Annotated in this window: 15 protein-coding genes; 2 read left to right on the top strand and 13 right to left on the bottom strand. The window is 65.3% G+C overall.

Annotated elements, in window-relative coordinates; all coding sequences use genetic code 11:
- Positions 1-197 precede the first annotated feature (197 nt).
- Positions 198-425 carry an alanine racemase C-terminal domain-containing protein gene (locus tag NX780_RS10160; RefSeq protein ID WP_370663592.1) on the top strand — a complete coding sequence of 76 codons (228 nt, stop codon included), beginning with the start codon at positions 198-200 and terminating at the stop codon, positions 423-425.
- 334 nt (positions 426-759) lie between these two features.
- On the opposite strand, the gene secA is transcribed toward NX780_RS10160, so the two are convergent.
- On the bottom strand, positions 760-3,543 hold the full coding sequence (gene secA, locus NX780_RS10155; RefSeq protein WP_258827745.1) for a preprotein translocase subunit SecA: 2,784 nt from the start codon (positions 3,541-3,543) through the stop codon (positions 760-762).
- 301 nt (positions 3,544-3,844) lie between these two features.
- On the opposite strand from secA, the gene NX780_RS10150 reads away from it, so the two are divergent.
- The gene (locus NX780_RS10150) at positions 3,845-4,309 is read left to right on the top strand and encodes a DciA family protein (RefSeq protein WP_258827744.1); all 465 of its coding nucleotides are present in this window, start codon (positions 3,845-3,847) and stop codon (positions 4,307-4,309) included.
- Between the two features lie 46 nt (positions 4,310-4,355).
- On the opposite strand, the gene lpxC is transcribed toward NX780_RS10150, so the two are convergent.
- The 12 genes from lpxC to murD all read right to left on the bottom strand — a co-directional run bounded on the left by lpxC (position 4,356) and on the right by murD (position 16,979).
- Entirely contained in the window at positions 4,356-5,291 is a 936-nt protein-coding gene (lpxC, locus tag NX780_RS10145; RefSeq protein WP_258827743.1) for a UDP-3-O-acyl-N-acetylglucosamine deacetylase, read from the bottom strand.
- Between the two features lie 50 nt (positions 5,292-5,341).
- Positions 5,342-6,184 (bottom strand): DMT family transporter, encoded by an 843-nt coding sequence (locus NX780_RS10140; protein ID WP_258827776.1) that lies wholly within the window; start codon positions 6,182-6,184, stop codon positions 5,342-5,344.
- 35 nt (positions 6,185-6,219) lie between these two features.
- Entirely contained in the window at positions 6,220-6,669 is a 450-nt protein-coding gene (locus tag NX780_RS10135) for a GNAT family N-acetyltransferase (protein WP_258827742.1), read from the bottom strand.
- A gap of 49 nt (positions 6,670-6,718) precedes the next feature.
- The gene (locus tag NX780_RS10130) at positions 6,719-7,222 is read right to left on the bottom strand and encodes a peroxiredoxin (RefSeq protein WP_258827741.1); all 504 of its coding nucleotides are present in this window, start codon (positions 7,220-7,222) and stop codon (positions 6,719-6,721) included.
- Between the two features lie 126 nt (positions 7,223-7,348).
- A complete protein-coding gene (gene ftsZ, locus NX780_RS10125; RefSeq protein WP_258827740.1) occupies positions 7,349-8,545 on the bottom strand; it encodes a cell division protein FtsZ in 1,197 nt (398 codons plus the stop codon).
- A 183-nt stretch (positions 8,546-8,728) separates the two neighbouring features.
- Positions 8,729-9,961, bottom strand: a complete 1,233-nt coding sequence (gene ftsA, locus NX780_RS10120; protein WP_231059350.1) for a cell division protein FtsA — start codon at positions 9,959-9,961, stop codon at positions 8,729-8,731.
- 13 nt (positions 9,962-9,974) lie between these two features.
- Positions 9,975-10,796 (bottom strand): cell division protein FtsQ/DivIB, encoded by an 822-nt coding sequence (locus tag NX780_RS10115; RefSeq protein ID WP_258827739.1) that lies wholly within the window; start codon positions 10,794-10,796, stop codon positions 9,975-9,977.
- A 6-nt stretch (positions 10,797-10,802) separates the two neighbouring features.
- Positions 10,803-11,798: a D-alanine--D-alanine ligase gene (locus NX780_RS10110; protein ID WP_258827738.1), complete on the bottom strand. Its 996-nt coding sequence runs from the start codon at positions 11,796-11,798 to the stop codon at positions 10,803-10,805.
- Positions 11,799-11,804: 6 nt separating this feature from the next.
- Positions 11,805-13,193 carry a UDP-N-acetylmuramate--L-alanine ligase gene (gene murC / locus NX780_RS10105; RefSeq protein ID WP_258827737.1) on the bottom strand — a complete coding sequence of 463 codons (1,389 nt, stop codon included), beginning with the start codon at positions 13,191-13,193 and terminating at the stop codon, positions 11,805-11,807.
- Complete coding sequence (gene murG, locus NX780_RS10100) at positions 13,190-14,266, bottom strand: undecaprenyldiphospho-muramoylpentapeptide beta-N-acetylglucosaminyltransferase (RefSeq protein ID WP_258827736.1); 1,077 nt, start codon at positions 14,264-14,266, stop codon at positions 13,190-13,192. Before murG ends, murC begins: the two co-directional genes overlap by 4 nt.
- Positions 14,263-15,480: a putative lipid II flippase FtsW gene (gene ftsW / locus NX780_RS10095; protein WP_258827735.1), complete on the bottom strand. Its 1,218-nt coding sequence runs from the start codon at positions 15,478-15,480 to the stop codon at positions 14,263-14,265. The genes murG and ftsW overlap by 4 nt, the downstream gene beginning before the upstream one ends.
- Positions 15,480-16,979 (bottom strand): UDP-N-acetylmuramoyl-L-alanine--D-glutamate ligase, encoded by a 1,500-nt coding sequence (murD, locus tag NX780_RS10090; RefSeq protein WP_258827734.1) that lies wholly within the window; start codon positions 16,977-16,979, stop codon positions 15,480-15,482. The genes ftsW and murD overlap by 1 nt, the downstream gene beginning before the upstream one ends.

The following is a 16,979-nucleotide window of genomic DNA, read 5'->3' as shown; positions in this document are numbered from 1 at the left end:
TTCTTTGAGGTAATGGCTAGCCGCCGGTCCGCTTAGATGGGAAGGCCCTTCGCTTGTTCATCAATGTATCGTGTCGACATGCATTGGAATACATTGCTGACTTCGTCCAACTCATATAATTGCATGCGACAAATTTTCGTGTCAGCGAAGATAATCAAAGATTGATTTGATTCAACTAATTGCTGTAACGTCTTCAAGTGACGTACCTGCCGCCCGAGCAGCATATTCGGGTCGTGCGAACTAATGCCCATTGTGGTCGGGCAGGTGCAATCATGAGCGCGGGTGCGTGGCGCTTTGCCGCGGTGGTGGTGGTCTATGCGGATGGATGGCAGGGCTCGCTGTCGGGGAGCGAGCAGGCGGCGTTCGATGGGGTCATCGTGCCGATCATGCGGCGAGTATCGATGGATTCGATGGGATCGACGTGACCAGGATTCCTGCAGAGCGCGTGGTGCCGGGGGGCGGAGGTCGAGCTGATGGGTGCCGATGTGCCGGTCGACCAGGTCGCGGCGCTGGCCGGGACGTGAAGTCCTGACCCGTTTAAGTGGACGTTTCCACCGCCACTATCTGTAGAATGGGCGGGGTGAATTCGGCCAATGGTCGGATTAACGAACGCCCACGCGGTGACAGGTACCGATCGGAGGAACGCGCGGGCAGATCCAGCCAGGTTTGAACGCGTGGGCGGGAGACCCGCCCACCCTACGAAACGAAAGAAAACGGCCGGACATTTGTCCGGCCGTTTCGCTTCATACCTCTACAAGCTTACGCCAGCTTGCCATGGCACTGCTTGAACTTCTTCCCGCTGCCGCACGGGCACGGGTCGTTGCGGCCGACCTTCACGCCCATATAGGTGCTGTGGTCTTCCGCCGCCACCGGTGCCGAGTCGCTGCGTACCGGGTTCGGGTTGAGCAGCTCTTCCGGCGCGGCCGACGGGTTGAAGTCGGCGTGCTGGTAGTTGATGTTTTCCAGGTGGGCCACCTGCGCCGCCATTGCCGCCTCGGCCGCCTCGACTTCCTCGCGGGTCTGGATGCGGACGGTCATGACGGTGCGGATCACCTCGTTCTTGATCATGTCCAGCATACTGCTGAACAGCTCGAAGGCTTCGCGCTTGTATTCCTGCTTCGGGTTCTTCTGCGCGTAGCCGCGCAGGTGGATGCCCTGGCGCAGGTGGTCCAGCGCCGCCAGGTGCTCGCGCCAGTGGGTGTCGACGCTCTGCAGCATGACGTTGCGCTCGAAGCCGCCGAAGGATTCCTTGCCGACCACGGCCACTTTGCTGTCGTACGAGGCTTCCGCGGCCTTCAGCACGGCTTCCAGGATGTCGTCGTCGTTCAGGTTCGGATCGTCCTTCAGCATCTGCTGCAGCGGCACGTTCAGGTTCCACTCGGCAGCCAGCACCGATTCCAGCGACGGGATGTCCCACTGCTCTTCGACCGATTCGGCCGGCACGTACTGGCGCACCAGGTCGGTGAACACGCCGCCGCGCAGCGAGACGATCAGGTCGGTCATGTCGGTCGACTCGAGCAGCTCGTTACGCTGGGTGTAGATCACCTTGCGCTGGTCGTTGGCGACGTCGTCGTATTCCAGCAGCTGTTTACGAATATCGAAGTTGCGGGCCTCGACCTTGCGCTGGGCGGTCTCGATGGAACGGGTCACGATGCCCGCCTCGATCGGCTCGCCTTCCGGCATCTTCAGGCGTTCCATGATGGCGCGCACGCGGTCGCCCGCGAAGATGCGCAGCAGCGGATCGTCCAGGCACAGGTAGAAGCGCGAGGAACCAGGGTCGCCCTGGCGGCCCGAACGGCCGCGCAGCTGGTTGTCGACCCGGCGCGATTCGTGGCGCTCGGTGCCGATGATGTGCAGGCCACCCACGCTCACCACGTGGTCGTGCAGCGACTGCCATTCGTCGCGCAGGGTCTTGGCCTGCGCGGCCTTGTCCGCGTCCGCGAGCTCCGGGTTCGCTTCGATGATCTGGATCTGCTTTTCGACATTGCCGCCCAGGACGATGTCGGTACCGCGGCCCGCCATATTGGTGGCGATGGTGATCATCTTCGGACGGCCCGCCTGCGCGATGATTTCCGCTTCGCGTGCGTGCTGCTTCGCGTTCAGGACGTTGTGCGGCAGCTTGGCCTTGTTCAGGATGCCGGACAGGAGTTCCGAGTTCTCGATCGAGGTCGTACCCACGAGCACCGGCTGGCCGCGCTCGTAACAGTCACGGATGTCGTTGAGCATCGCGTTGTACTTCTCTTCGGCCGACTTGTACACCTGGTCCTGGCGGTCCTTGCGCTGCGACGGCTTGTTCGGCGGGACGACCACGGTTTCCAGGCCGTAGATCTCCTGGAATTCGTAGGCTTCGGTATCCGCCGTACCGGTCATGCCGGCCAGCTTGCCGTACATGCGGAAGTAGTTCTGGAAGGTGATCGAGGCCAGGGTCTGGTTCTCGTTCTGGATGCGCACGCCTTCCTTGGCTTCGACGGCCTGGTGCAGGCCGTCGGACCAGCGGCGGCCCGTCATCAGGCGGCCGGTGAATTCATCGACGATCACCACTTCGCCGTTCTGCACCACATAGTGCTGGTCCTTGTGGTACAGGACGTGGGCGCGCAGCGCCGCATACAGGTGGTGGATCAGGGTGATGTTGGCGGCGTCGTAGAGCGAGGCGCCTTCCGGCAGCAGGCCCATCTTCGTCAGGATGGCTTCGGCCTTCTCGTGGCCGGCCTCGGTCAGCAGGACGGTGTGCGCCTTCTCGTCCTTGGTGTAGTCGCCCGGGACTTCGACCTTGCCCTTGCCGTCCGGGGTTTCTTCGCCGATCTGCAGGGTCAGCTGCGGCGGCACTTCATTGATCTTGTAGTACAGGTCGGTGTGGTTCTCGGCCTGGCCCGAAATGATCAGCGGGGTACGCGCTTCGTCGATCAGGATCGAGTCGACCTCGTCGACCACGGCGAAGTTCAGGCCGCGCTGCACGCGCTCGCGCGCGTCGTAGACCATATTGTCGCGCAGGTAGTCGAAGCCGAATTCGTTGTTGGTGCCGTAGGTGATGTCCGAGCTGTAGGCGGTCTGCTTGCTGTCGTGGTCGAGCTGGGACAGGTTCACGCCGGTCGACAGGCCCAGCCAGGCGTACAGGCGGCCCATCTGGTCCGCGTCGCGCTGGGCCAGGTAGTCGTTGACGGTAATGACGTGCACGCCCTTGCCGGACAGGCCGTTCAGGTAGACCGGCAGGGTCGCCATCAGGGTTTTACCTTCCCCGGTGCCCATTTCCGCAATCTTGCCCTGATGCAGGACCATGCCGCCGATCAGCTGCACATCGAAGTGGCGCATCTTGAGCACGCGCTTGGCCGCTTCACGGCAGACGGCGAAGGCTTCCGGCAGGATGTCATCGAGGGTCTGGCCGTTCGCCAGGCGCTCCTTGAACTCGGGCGTCTTGGCCTGGAGTTCGGCGTCCGACAGCTTTTCCATCTGCGGCTCGAGCGCGTTGATCTGACGCACGGTCTTTTGGTATTGCTTGAGCAGTCGCTGGTTACGGCTGCCGAAAATCTGGGTCAGGAATGACATGCTTAATTTCTGGATAAAAGGTGCTGCAACGCCGCGAAAAGAGCCTGGGGTGGATCGTCCATACGACCCGCCGAAGACCGCCTATGGCAAAAAGCTACTGATTTTATCATGCGATCCGACCACACTTGGGGCCAAGTGCACAGATAACAAGATGCGAATGCTAGCTATCAGGCAACAGAATACACCCTTGATCGGTGTAAGGCGCGCCATGGTCCGGGTTTGCGTTATCACCATGCCATTGCAAATGTCCTGTGCTGTGGTATGTTCCCCCCAGCCCGCCCTTTTCTCCCGAGCCTTTCCAGTGCATATCTACGGTACCAAGAACCGGCAAACGTCGATCGTCGCCACCGACTTTCTGCGCGCCAACGATCGCATGGCCAGCCTGCTGCCGGCCGCCATGCGCATGGCCCGCCTGCAGTCGGACTGCGCGGCCATCCTGCCCGTCATGGCCGGCAATACCGATGTGATCGCCTTCCACGAAGGCACGCTGGTGCTCGCCGTGCCGAGCTCGGCCGTGGCTGCGCGCATGAAGCAGATGGTCCCGAAGCTGCAGACGGCGCTGGCCGCCAAGGGCTGGCCGGTGGAATCGATCCGCCTGAAGGTGCAGGTGGGGCGCGCCATGCCCGATAAACCCCAGATGCGCACCCTGGAATTGCCGCCCACGGCGGTGCAGGCCTTCGAGGAACTGGCGGAATCGCTGGAAGAGACCTCGCAGAACAAGGACCTGGTAGCGGCCCTGCGCAGGCTCGCCGAAAAGCGCAAATAAAAAAGGCGCGCTTGCGAAGGCGCGCCTTCAATCCTGGCGGGAAGGTTCAGACTTCCGCCCACTCCCGCGTCATCTGCCGCACATACGAGGGCGGCGCGTCGCCCAGCGAATCGAACTCCACCCACTCGTAGGCGTCAAGCTGGGCCAGCAGCTTGCGCAGCAGCTCGTTGTTGAGCGCGTGACCCGACTTGTGCGCCGTGTAGCTGGCCAGCAGCGGGTGGCCGACGATGTACAGGTCGCCGATCGCGTCGAGGATCTTGTGGCGCACGAACTCGTCCTCGTAGCGCAGGCCGTCCGCGTTCAGGATGCGGTATTCGTCCATCACGATGGCGTTTTCCAAGGAGCCGCCGCGCGCCAGCCCCAGGCCGCGCAGGGTCTCGACGTCCTGCATGAAGCCGAAGGTGCGGGCGCGCGCCACGTCGTGCACGTAGGAGACTTCGCCGAAGTCGACCGCGGCGCGCTGCATGGTGCCGTCCACGGCCGGATGGTTGAATTCGATGAAGAAGTCGAGCTTGAAGCCGTCGTAGGGCGACAGCCGCGCCCACTTCTCGTTCTTGCCCTCGCCCTGGCGGATCTCGACGTCCTTGAGCACGCGGATGAAGCGCTTGGGCGCGTCCTGCTCTTCCACGCCGGCCTGCTGCAGCAGGAAGACGAAGGAAGCCGCCGAGCCGTCCATGATGGGGATTTCTTCGGCCGTCACGTCCACGACCAGGTTGTCGATGCCCAGGCCGTAGCAGGCCGACATCAGGTGTTCGACGGTGGAGACGCGCGCGCCGTCCTTGATCAGGACCGTGGCCATGCGGGTCTCGCCGACCACGTCGGCGGCGCTCGGGATGGCGACGATGGGGTCGTAGTCGACGCGGCGGAAGGTGATGCCGGCGCCCGGCGGCGCCGGACGCAGGGTCAGTTCGACCTTGGTGCCCGAGTGGACGCCCACACCGGTGGTCCGGACGACCTGTTTGATGGTTCTTTGTTTCAGCATCCGCCGATTATAGCCCAGGGCTATGTACGGCGCTGACGGGTGGTCCATCTCTACGGATGGTCTGACTCCACATGGGTTTTTTCGTGGCGAATCAGATACATACCGCTGCCGATGATGATCGCGGCGCCCGCCATGGTCCAGCCGTCCGGCAGGGTTTGCCACAGCAGCCAGTCCAGACCCACGGCCCAGGCCAGGGCCGTGTACTCGAAGGGCGCCACGCTCGAGGCGTCGCCCTTGGCGAAGGCTTCGGTGATCGCCAGCTGGCCGATGAAGCCGGACAGGGCCAGGCCGAGCAGCAGCGGCGCGTCCTTCAGGCTCATCGCCACCCAGCCGGGTGCGGCGAGCAGGCTGGCGCCGACCGACATCATCACCATCAGCCAGAACACCATGTATTCGCTGCGGTCGGTGCGCGCCAGGATGCCGACCGTGATCGCCGAGATCGCGTACATCGCCGCCGCGCCCAGCACCGCCAGGCCGCCGATCGTCAGGAAGCCCGCCCCGCTCGGGCGCAGCACCACCAGCACGCCGCACAGGCCCACGCCGATGGCGATCCAGCGCGCGACGTTGACCTTCTCCTTGAGGAACCACACCGACAGCGCCGTGATGATGGCGGGCGCGATGAAGAAGATCGAATAGGCTTCGGCCAGCGAGAGCTTGCGGATGCCGAAGGCGAAGAAGCTCAGCATCGCGATGCCCAGCACCGCGCGCAGGATGTGCAACGGCCAGCGGATCCTGAATATGCCGCCATAGCCGACCTTCACTCCCACGTAGACGATGATCAGGGGGAGCGAGGTGAGCGAGCGCAGCGCCGCCACCTGGATGGCCGGGTAGCGCTGCGAGAGCAGCTTCATCACCGTGTCCATCAGGGCGAACATGAACACGGCCAGCATCATCGCGTAGATGCTGTACAGGTTTCCGCCGGGTCGCTTCAAAGGGCTTTTTCCATGAACAGGCTCAACGGGTCCGGCTGGTAGTCGCCGAACGGTTCACAGCGCACGAAGCCGGCGCGCTCGTATAAACGGATTGCCTCTGGCTGGTGGATGCCCGTCTCCAGCTTCAGTTCGCGGATGCCGGACATGCGCGCGAACATCTCGAGATGCTCGAGCAGCCTGGCGCCCGTGCCGAGGCCGCGCCGGGCGGTATCGACGAACATGCGCTTCACTTCGCCATACCTGCCGCGGTTGACCAGGGCCGCACAGCCGACCGCTCTTCCATCGACGTCGCGCGCGACGAGGAACAGCACATCCCCCTGCAGCAGGGACGCGATATCCATCAGGTGATTCGATTCAGGCGGATAGAGCGCGGCGCAGTAGGCGTCGAGCTGTTCCAGCATGGCGCGGACTTCCGGCTGGTCCGGGGTTTCGGCATTGATGATCATGGGATGAAAAACGGCGCCGCGGCGCCGTTTGCAGTGGTTGCGGCCTGGCTCAGCCCAGTTGTTCCAGCATCTTCTCGGCGCTCGAGACTTCGAAGCCGGCGGTCTCGACGTTCAGCGCCTTGACCACGCCGTCCTCGACCAGCATCGAGTAGCGCTTCGAGCGGGTGCCCATGCCGTGCTTCGAGAAGTCGGCGTCCAGGCCCAGGGCCTTCGAGTAGGCGGCGTTACCGTCGGCCATCATGCGCACGATGCCGGTGGCCTTCTGGTCGCGGCCCCAGGCGCCCATCACGAAGGCGTCGTTCACCGAGATGCACCAGATTTCGTCGACACCTTTTGCCTTCAGGGCGTCCGCGTGCTGGACGTAGCCCGGCACGTGCTGTGCCGAGCAGGTCGGGGTGTAGGCGCCCGGCAGGCCGAAGATGACGATCTTCTTGCCCTTTACCAGGTCCGCCACCTCGAAGGTATTTGGACCGAGCGAGCAGCCCGCGGTTTCGGTTTCGATGAATTCCGACAGGGTGCCTTCCGGCAGGCGGTCGCCGACTTGAACGGTCATGGTGTGCTCCTTGAAGTGTTTTGAGAATCCGGCAATTATCGCCGATCCGCCCGCCGCCTGCTGGCGTCCGCCAAAAAAACAAAGGGCCAGCTCGCGCTGGCCCTTCGCTATCGAACAAGGACTGGCTCAGTCAGCCTGCTTGCGCAGGAAGGCCGGGATGTCGTAGGTCTCGACGCCGTTGCGCTGCATGGCCTGCACCTGCTCCGATGCCTGCTCGCGGCGCCACACGGCCGGCTGCTTCATGCCGCCCATGGCGTCGCCGCCCGCCTGGCCCATGGTCAGGCCGCCGGCCACCGTCGACGCGCCCGACATCACCGGCGCGTTGTAGGTACCGGTGCGCAGCACCTGCTGCGGCTGCACCAGCTGCATCTTCTTGTTCTTGCCCAGGCCGGTCGCGACCACGGTCACGCGCAGCTCGTCGCCCATCGCGTCGTCGTAGGCGATGCCCTGAGCGATCGACGCGTCCGGCGCGGCGAAGGCGCGCACGGCGGCCATGACTTCCTTGATTTCCTTACCTTTCAGGCCACGGCTTGCGGTCACGTTGACCAGCACGCCCTTGGCGCCCGACAGGTCGATGCCGTCCAGCAGCGGCGACGCCACTGCCTGCTCGGCGGCGATGCGCGCGCGGTCCACGCCGGCGGCGGTCGCGGTGCCCATCATGGCCTTGCCCTGCTCGCTCATGATGGTCTTCACGTCGTTGAAGTCGACGTTGATGTGACCCGGCACGTTGATGATCTCGGCGATACCGGCCACCGCGTTGTTCAGGACGTCGTCGGCGTGCTTCATCCAGTCGAGCATCGACTCGTCTTCGTAGATGTCTTCCAGCTTCTCGTTCAGGATGACGATCAGCGAGTCGACGTGCTTGGTCAGTTCTTCCAGACCCTGCTCGGCGACCTGCATGCACTTGTCGCCCTCGTAGGAGAACGGCTTCGAGACGACGGCCACGGTCAGTGCGCCCATGGTCTTGGCGACTTCGGCGACGATCGGCGCGGCGCCGGTGCCGGTGCCGCCGCCCATGCCGGCGGCGATGAAGACCATGTGCGCGCCGCGCAGCGCGTCTTCGATGCGCGAACGCGATTGCTCGGCCAGCTGGCGGCCGACTTCCGGACGCATGCCTGCGCCCAGGCCGGATTCGCCGATCTGGATGATGTTGTTTGCGCTCGACGCGGCAAGTGCCTGCGCATCCGTGTTTGCGGCGATGAACTCGACACCGGACACACCTTTATTGATCATGTGCTGAACCGCATTGCCGCCTGCGCCGCCGACGCCCACGACTTTGATAACGGTTCCCAGTGTTGCGTTATCGACCATATCGAACTCCATGATGTAACTCCCAATATTCAAATGCCGCTGCCGGTTTCGAGGGATTTGCCAGGCCCCTGACAGGCCCTGAAACCGGAAGTAGCGATTGTATTTAAAAAACCTTGACCCGTGAACGTTTTGTTGCTGACGTACCTAAATATTTCGTGCCCTGCGACCTACTGAAAACCTGCTTGAAAACCTGCTTTAGAAATTCCCCGCTATCCATTCCTTCATGCGTTGCCAGACTGCTTTCACCGAACCATCCTGACGCGTGACGATGTGCCCGCGCAGGTACTGCTTCTTCGCTTCCAGCAGCAGGCCGAGCACCGTGGCGTAGCGTGGGCTGCGCACGACGTCGGCCAGCTGGCCGCGGTAGTCCGGCGTGCCGAGGCGCGCCGGTTTGAGGAAGATGTCTTCGGCCATTTCGATCATGCCCGGCATGATCGAGCTGCCGCCGGTGAGCACGATGCCCGACGAGAGCACGCCCTCGTAGCCCGACTCGCGCACCACCGTGTGCACCATCGCGAACAGCTCTTCGACGCGCGGCTCGATCACGGCCGCCAGCGCCTGGCGCGACAGGGCGCGCGGTCCGCGGTCGCCCAGGCCCGGCACTTCGAGCGTCTCGCCCGGATCGGCCAGCACCTGCTTGGCCACGCCGTAGCGGATCTTGATGTCCTCGGCTTCGCCGGTCGGCGTGCGCAGGGCCATCGCGATGTCGCTGGTGATCTGGTCGCCCGCGATCGGCAGCACCGCGGTGTGGCGGATCGCGCCGTCGGAGAACACGGCGATGTCGGTGGTGCCGCCGCCGATGTCGATCAGGACCACGCCCAGTTCCTTCTCGTCGGTGGTCAGCACGGCGTCGGCCGATGCCATCGGCTGCAGGATCAGGTCCGAGACCTCGAGCCCGCAACGGCGCACGCACTTTACAATATTCTGGACCGCGGATACCGCACCGGTGACGATGTGCACGCGCACCTCCAGGCGGATGCCGCTCATGCCGATCGGCTCGCGCACGTCTTCCTGGTTGTCGACGATGAATTCCTGCGGCACCGTATGCAGCAATTGCTGGTCGGTCGGGATGTTGACCGCCTTGGCGGTCTCGATCACGCGCGCCACGTCGGTGGCGGTGACTTCCTTGTCCTTGATCGCAACCATGCCGCTCGAATTGAAGGAACGGATATGGCTGCCGGCGATGCCAGCATAGACGTTGCGGATCTTGCAGTCGGCCATCAGCTCCGCTTCCTCGAGCGCGCGCTGGATCGACTCGACGGTGGCCTCGATGTTCACGACCACGCCCTTCTTCAATCCTTTCGACTCGTGCTGACCGAGGCCGATCACCTCGTGGCGTCCGTCGGACATCACTTCGGCCACGACCGCCACCACCTTCGAGGTGCCGATGTCGAGGCCGACGATCAGGTTCTTCGCGTCTTTTGTCATTGCTGTTGCCTGCTTATGTTTGTTTGCTTGTTTTGTTAGGTTGATTCGGTTTCTTCTTGGCCGGCTTCACCGGCTTGCTGGCATCTTCCGGCACCGCCAGCGCCGCCGAGGACAGCGCCAGGCCGTTCGGGTAGCGCATGTCGATGGTGTCGATGCGGCCTTCCTGCAGTCGCGCGACCAGCTGCGGGTAGACGCCCACCAGCCGCTGCACGCGCTTCTTCAAGGTATCGCTGTCCTGCTCGCGGCCCAGGGCCACGCTCATGCCGTTGTCCAGCTTCACGGTCCAGGCGTAACGCTCCGAGAGCGACAGCGCCTGCGGGGCCAGTTGGACGGGCGCGAACAGGGTGCGCAGCTCCGTGAAGCGCGCCAGCACCTGCTTCTCGCTCCCCTTCGGGCCCTCGAAGGCCGGCAGCGCGTGGTCGTCGTCGGCCTCGGCCAGGTTGGCGGTGAAGACGTCGCCCTTGACCGACAGCAGGCGGTCGTCGCCCCAGGTGCCGAGCGCCTCGTGTTCCTCGACCTCGACGATCAGCTGGTTCGGCCACTCGCGGCGCACCGTGGCGCGGCGCACCCAGGGCACGGTCTCGAACGTCGCCCTCACCTGCTCCAGGTCCGTGGTGAAGAAATTCCCGCGGATCTTGCCGATCACCCCGTTGCGCACCGTAAGCTCGTTCACGTGGCGCAGCGGGATCTCGTACATGCTTTCCACCGTCACCGCGCGCAGCGAGAACATGGGCAGCTGCGACAGCCACCACACGATCGACGCGAGAACGGCGAGCACCGTCAACGCCATGAGCGAACTGGCGCTTGCGTTGAGGGCGCGGACGTCATGCCACATGCGCTATTAACCCTCGCCTTTGACGTCAGCCATATTCTTGGCCATCTTGAGGCGCGCCGACGCCAGGATTTCCAGGCACAGGTCTTCGTAGCTGATGCCCACCGCGCGCGCGGCCATCGGCACCAGCGAGTGCGAAGTCATGCCCGGCGAGGTGTTCACTTCCAGCAGGAAGGGACGCATGTCTTCCTGGCGCACCAGCACGTCGATCCGGCCCCAGCCTTCACAGCCGAGGGCGCGGTAGGCGTTCACGGCGTGGCGCTGGATTTCTTCCGTCAGGGCCGCATCCAGCGGCGCCGGGCAGTGGTATTGGGTGTCGTCGGTGAAGTACTTGTTCTGGTAGTCGTAGTTGCCTTCGGGAGCCACGATCTCGACGATCGGCAGGGCGCGGGCGGTCTTGCCGCTGCCCAGCACCGCCACGGTGAATTCGCGGCCGGTCACGAATTCCTCGGCCAGCACCACGGGGTCGAAGCCGAGGGCGACGTCGACGGCGGCCTTCAGCTCGTCCGCCTTGCTGACCTTGCTGATGCCGATGGTCGAGCCTTCGAGCGGCGGCTTGACGATCATCGGCAGGCCGAGGGCGACCAGGACTTCGTCGAGGTCGGTGGACGGGTCGATGGTCATGTAGTCCGGCGTCGGGATCTCGTCCATCTTCCAGATCTTCTTGGTGGTGATCTTGTCCATGCCGACGGCGGACGCCATCACGCCGCTGCCCGTGTAGGGAATCCCGAGCTGCTCGAGGGCGCCCTGCAGGCTGCCGTCTTCGCCGTAGCGGCCGTGCAGCGCGATGAAGACGCGATCAAAACCTTGCTGGGCCAGTTCGGCCAGGCTCTGGGTGCCCGGGTCGAAGGGATGGGCGTCGACGCCGCGGCTCTTCAATGCGTTCAGCACGCCGGTGCCGGACATGATCGACACGTCGCGTTCGGCGGAACGGCCGCCGAAGAGCACGCCGACCTTGCCGAAGGAAGCCGGGTCGAAGGTAGAAGTGGTTGCGTTCGTATTCACGATGGATCAGGCCTTTGCAGATGTCAGTTGGTGCGGGACGCCGCTGATCGAGCCGGCGCCCATGGTCATGACGACGTCGCCGTCGCGCACCGCATTCAGGATGGCGGCGGGCATGTCGGCGATCGCCTCGACGAAGATCGGTTCCACCTTGCCGCCGGTGCGCAGCGCGCGCGCCAGGGCGCGGCCGTCGGCGGCCACGATCGGCGCCTCGCCGGCCGGGTAGACGTCGGCCAGCAGCAGCACGTCCGGGGTCGCCAGCACCTTCACGAAGTCCTCGAACAGGTCGCGGGTGCGGCTGTAGCGGTGCGGCTGGAAGGCCAGCACCAGGCGGCGGCCGGGGTAGGCGGCGCGCGCGGCGGCCAGGGTCACCTCGGTCTCGACCGGGTGGTGGCCGAAGTCGTCCACCAGGGTGAAGCTGCCGCCGCCGGGGATGGCCACCTCGCCGTAGCGGGTGAAGCGGCGGCCGACGCCGCGGAATTCCTGCAGGCCCTGGTTGGTGGCCTCGTCAGAAATGCCGATCTCGCGCGCGATGGCGATCGCCGAGCAGGCGTTCTGCACGTTGTGCATGCCCGGCTGGTTCAGCACGAACTTCGCATCCGGGTAGCCCTGCTGGCGCACGGTGAAGTGCATCTGCACCCCGATCGCGTGGGCGTCCAGGGCGCGCACTTCCGCGTCTTCCGCGAAGCCATAGGTGGTCACCGGCTTGGTCACCTGCGGCAGGATGGCGCGCACGTGCGGATCGTCGATGCACAGCATGACGCGGCCGTAGAACGGCAGGCGGTGGGTGAAGTTCACGAACGCCGCCTTCAGCTTCTCGAAGTCGTGCTCGTAGGTGTCCATGTGGTCGGCGTCGATGTTGGTGATCACCTCGATCATCGGCGACAGGTTCAGGAAGGAGGCGTCGGACTCATCCGCCTCGGCCACGATGTACTCGCCCGAGCCCAGCGCGGCGTTGGCGCCGGCGGCGGTGAGGCGGCCGCCGATGACGAACGTCGGGTCCATGCCGCCGGCGGCCAGCACCGAGGCGACCAGGCTGGTGGTGGTGGTCTTGCCGTGGGTGCCTGCGATCGCGATGCCGCGCTTCAGGCGCATCAGTTCGCCCAGCATGATGGCGCGCGGTACCACCGGCACCTTGGCGGCGCGGGCGGCGACGACTTCCGGGTTCGCTTCGTTGACGGCGGTCGAGGTCACGACCACGTTGGCGCCGACCACGTGCTCGGCCGAGTGGCCGGTATGGACGCGCGCGCCCAGCTCGGCCAGGCGCTGGCTGGCGGCATTGCTCGACAGGTCCGAGCCCGAGACGTTGTAGCCCAGGTTGAGCAGCACCTCGGCGATGCCGCTCATGCCGCTGCCGCCGATGCCGACGAAGTGAATGTTCTTGATCTTATGTTTCATGTGCCTGCCAGTCTTTCAAGTTCGTTCGCGATCGCCTCGTTTGCATCACGCTTGCCGACGCCGTACGCGGACTGCGCCATCCGCAGGCAGTCCTCGCGCGACGTCGATTGCAGCAGGCTTGCCAACCGCTGCGGATTCAGTTCGCCCTGCGGCAGGTACACGGCCGCCTTCTGTCCCGCCATCCAGACCGCGTTGTCGCGCTGGTGACTGGTGGTGCTGGCCACGAAAGGCACCAGCACGCTGGCCACGCCGGCCGCCGTCAGCTCCGACACCGTGATCGCGCCGGCGCGGCAGATCACCAGGTCGGCCTGTCCGTAGGCGGCCGCCATGTCGTCGATGAAGTCGACCACGTTGGCGTCGACGCCGGCCTGCGCATACGCGGCGCGCAGGGCCGCGATATTCTTCTTGCCCGACTGGTGGGTCACGATCGGACGCACCGCGGGGTCGATGCTTGCCAAGGCCGCCGGCACGCTGTCGTTCAGCACCTTGGCGCCCAGGCTGCCGCCCACCACCAGGATGCGCAGCGGGCCGGTACGGCCGGCGAAACGCTCGGCGGGTACGGGCAGGTCCAGGATCTCCCGGCGCACCGGATTGCCGGTGACGACCGCCTTGCCGGCCGCCTTGCCGAAATCGGCCGGGAAGCCGAACAGCACGCGCTGGGCGATCGGGCTCAAGGTCTTGTTCGACAGCAGCAGGGCCGCGTCGGCATTCACGAGGGCCAGCGGCACGCCGCGCGAACGCGCCATCACCCCGCCCGGCACCGTGACGTAGCCGCCCATTCCCAGCACCACATCCGGCTTGCGCCTGGCCAGGTAGCCGCGGCAGCGTACGAAACTGCCGAGCATCTTGAAAGCCCCCGTGATGGTGTGTTTCAGGCCCTTGCCGCGCAGGCCGGCGAAATCGATGCTGTCCATCGGGATGCCGGCCTTCGGCACCAGGTCGGTCTCCATGCCGTGGGCCGTGCCCAGCCACGAGACTTCCCAGCCGCGCGCGCGCATGGTCTGCGCGATCGCGATGCCCGGGAAGATGTGGCCGCCGGTGCCGGCCGCCATGACCATGAGACGCTTCGTCATGTGCGGCCTCCGCGCATGCGGACACGGTTCTCGTAGTCGATCCGCAGCAGGATCGCGAGGCCCACGCAGTTGAACAGCACGCCCGAGCCGCCGAAGCTCATGAGCGGCAGGGTCAGGCCCTTGGTCGGCAGCAGGCCCAGGTTCACGCCCATATTGATGAAGGTCTGCACGCCGATCCAGATGCCGATGCCTTTCGCGGCAAGGCCGGCGAAGGTCTGGTCCAGGGCGATGGCCTGGCGGCCGATGTCGAAGGCGCGTTTCACCAGCCAGTAGAACATGGCGATCACGACCAGCACGCCGGCCAGGCCCAGTTCTTCGCCGATCACGGCCATGATGAAGTCGGTGTGCGCTTCCGGCAGGTAGAACAGCTTTTCCACGCTGCCGCCCAGGCCCACGCCAAAGAACTCGCCGCGGCCAAAAGCGATCAGGGAGTGGGTCAATTGATAAGCCTTGTCCAGCGCATTGCCCTCCTCCCAGGGGTCGAGGTAGGCGAACATGCGCGCGCGGCGGAACGGCGACAGGGCGATGATGGTCACGAAGATCAGGACCAGCAGCGCGCCGATGCCGCCGAACCAGACGATATTGATCCCGCCCAGGAACAGGATGCCCATGGCGATGCAGACGATCACCCCGAAGGCGCCCAGGTCGGGCTCGAGCAGCAGCAGCATGCCGACCAGGCCGATCGCTACCATCATCGGCAGGAAGCCCTTGGTCAGCTTGTGCATGTATTCCTGCTTGCGTACCGTGAAATCGGCCGCGTACAGGACGGCGGCGATCTTCATGAGCTCGGAGGGCTGCAGGTTCATGACCTTCAGCGGCAGCCAGCGGCGCGCGCCGTTGACCGAGACGCCGATGCCCGGGATCAGCACGATCACCAGCAGCACCAGGGTGCCGATGAAGAGCAGCGGCGCGTACTTCTGCCACACGGCGACCGGGACCTGGAACACCACGGCGGCTGCGGCCATCGACACGCCGATGTACATCATCTGGCGATAGAGGAAGTACTCGTTCTTGTCCTGCAAATAGGCGAACTTCGGCGAGTCCGGCAGCGCAATCGACGCCGAATACACCATCACGAGGCCGAACAGCATCAGCAGCACGGTGACCCAGACCAGCGGCTGGTCGTAATCCATCATTTTCGACGGACGGCTGCGGGCCGCGATGGTCGCGTCGCTGTTTGAAGCGGAAAACTTGAATGGAATCTGGAAGGCCATCAGATCTCCTGCCCCTTTTCCAGTGCGATGTCGCGGACGGCGTCGACGAACACCTGCGCGCGGTGCGCGTAGTTGGTGAACATGTCGAGGCTGGCGCAGGCCGGCGACAGCAGCACCGCGTCACCCGGACGCGCGAGACCGCTTGCGCGGCGCACCGCTTCCGGCAGGCCCGGGAGATCGAAGACCGGCACGCCGGTCGGCTCGATGGCGGCCTTGACGCTTGGGGCGTCGCGGCCGATCAGCAGCACGGCGCGCACGTAGCGCGAGCTTGGTCCTGCCAGCGGCGCGAAGTCCTGGCCCTTGCCGTCGCCGCCGGCGATCAGGAGGATCTGCTGGTCTTCGCCCGCGAACGCCTTGCCCAGGCCTTCCAGGGCGGCGACGGTGGCGCCGACATTGGTGCCCTTGCTGTCGTCGTAATAGTCCACGCCGTCGATATTGGCGACCAGCTCCACGCGGTGCGGCTCGCCCGCGTACTCGCGCAGGCCGTGCAGCAGCGGCGCCAGCGGCAGGCCGCAGGCGCGGCACAGGGCCAGCGCGGCCAGTGCGTTCGAGGCATTGTGCAGGCCGCGGATCTTGAGCGCGTCGGCCGGCATCAGGCGATTGACGGTGACTTCCACGGGCGGCGCGATCTCGCCCTTTTTCAGCTTTTTCAAAGGCTCGTCATCGAGCGCGACGGCATTCGTGAGCCACAGCACGCCGCGCTCGTTGATCAGGCCGAAGCTGTCCGGCTCCACAGGTTCGCCGGTGCCGAAGGTGAAGGCCGGCGTCTCGACGGCCTTCATGCGCATCACGGTGGCGTCGTCGCGGTTCAGCACGCGGATGGTGTCGCTCCCGAAAATGCGCGCCTTGTCCGCCGCGTAGGCGTCCATGCTGCCGTGCCAGTCCAGGTGGTCCTGGGTCACGTTCAGGACGGTCGCCGCATCGGCCTGCAGGCTGAAGGTGGTGTGCAGCTGGAAGCTCGACAGCTCCAGCACCCAGGCTTGCGGCAGGTCTTCGCCGTCCAGGCATTCGCGCAGCACGTCCAGCGCCGCCGGGCTGATGTTGCCGGCGACGCGGGTCGACAGGCCCGCGCGGCGGCACAGCAGGCCGGTCAGGCTGGTGACCGTGGTCTTGCCGTTGGTGCCGGTGATGGCGATGACTTTCGGCGTGTACGAACGCTCGCTGCGCAGGTGCGCGAGCGCCTGCGCGAACAGCTCGATCTCGCCCCACACGGGAATGCCGCGCTCGCGCGCGGCCGGACTCACCACGGCCAGCTCGCGATCCGGGGCCAGGCCCGGGCTGACCGCGACGAAATCCACGCCGTCCAGCAGGCTCTCGCCGAACTCGCCGCCGAGGAAATCGGCGTTCGGCACCGCCTGGCGCAGGGCGAACAGGCGCTGCGGCTCGGTACGCGTGTCGGCCACGCGCACGCGCGCGCCGCAACGGGCCAGCCATTGCGCCATCGCCAGCCCGGATTCACCCAGGCCCAGCACCAGTGCGGTTTTGCCTTCGTAGTTCAT

Origin of the sequence: Massilia agri, assembly GCF_024753255.1 — a bacterium.
GTDB lineage: Bacteria > Pseudomonadota > Gammaproteobacteria > Burkholderiales > Burkholderiaceae_D > Telluria > Telluria agri.
The sequence above is the reverse complement of the archived record's forward strand: the minus strand, read 5'-3'. Positions and strand labels throughout refer to the sequence as shown.

Coding starts and splice junctions, on each gene's coding strand:
- murC (WP_258827737.1), bottom strand. CDS start 13,193: ATGAAACATAAGATCAAGAACATTCACTTCGTCGGCATCGGCGGCAGC.
- NX780_RS10140 (WP_258827776.1), bottom strand. CDS start 6,184: ATGATGCTGGCCGTGTTCATGTTCGCCCTGATGGACACGGTGATGAAG.
- murD (WP_258827734.1), bottom strand. CDS start 16,979: ATGAACTACGAAGGCAAAACCGCACTGGTGCTGGGCCTGGGTGAATCC.
- ftsZ (WP_258827740.1), bottom strand. CDS start 8,545: ATGGAGTTCGATATGGTCGATAACGCAACACTGGGAACCGTTATCAAA.
- murG (WP_258827736.1), bottom strand. CDS start 14,266: ATGACGAAGCGTCTCATGGTCATGGCGGCCGGCACCGGCGGCCACATC.
- ftsA (WP_231059350.1), bottom strand. CDS start 9,961: ATGACAAAAGACGCGAAGAACCTGATCGTCGGCCTCGACATCGGCACC.
- lpxC (WP_258827743.1), bottom strand. CDS start 5,291: ATGCTGAAACAAAGAACCATCAAACAGGTCGTCCGGACCACCGGTGTG.
- NX780_RS10130 (WP_258827741.1), bottom strand. CDS start 7,222: ATGACCGTTCAAGTCGGCGACCGCCTGCCGGAAGGCACCCTGTCGGAA.
- NX780_RS10135 (WP_258827742.1), bottom strand. CDS start 6,669: ATGATCATCAATGCCGAAACCCCGGACCAGCCGGAAGTCCGCGCCATG.
- ftsW (WP_258827735.1), bottom strand. CDS start 15,480: ATGGCCTTCCAGATTCCATTCAAGTTTTCCGCTTCAAACAGCGACGCG.
- secA (WP_258827745.1), bottom strand. CDS start 3,543: ATGTCATTCCTGACCCAGATTTTCGGCAGCCGTAACCAGCGACTGCTC.
- NX780_RS10115 (WP_258827739.1), bottom strand. CDS start 10,796: ATGTGGCATGACGTCCGCGCCCTCAACGCAAGCGCCAGTTCGCTCATG.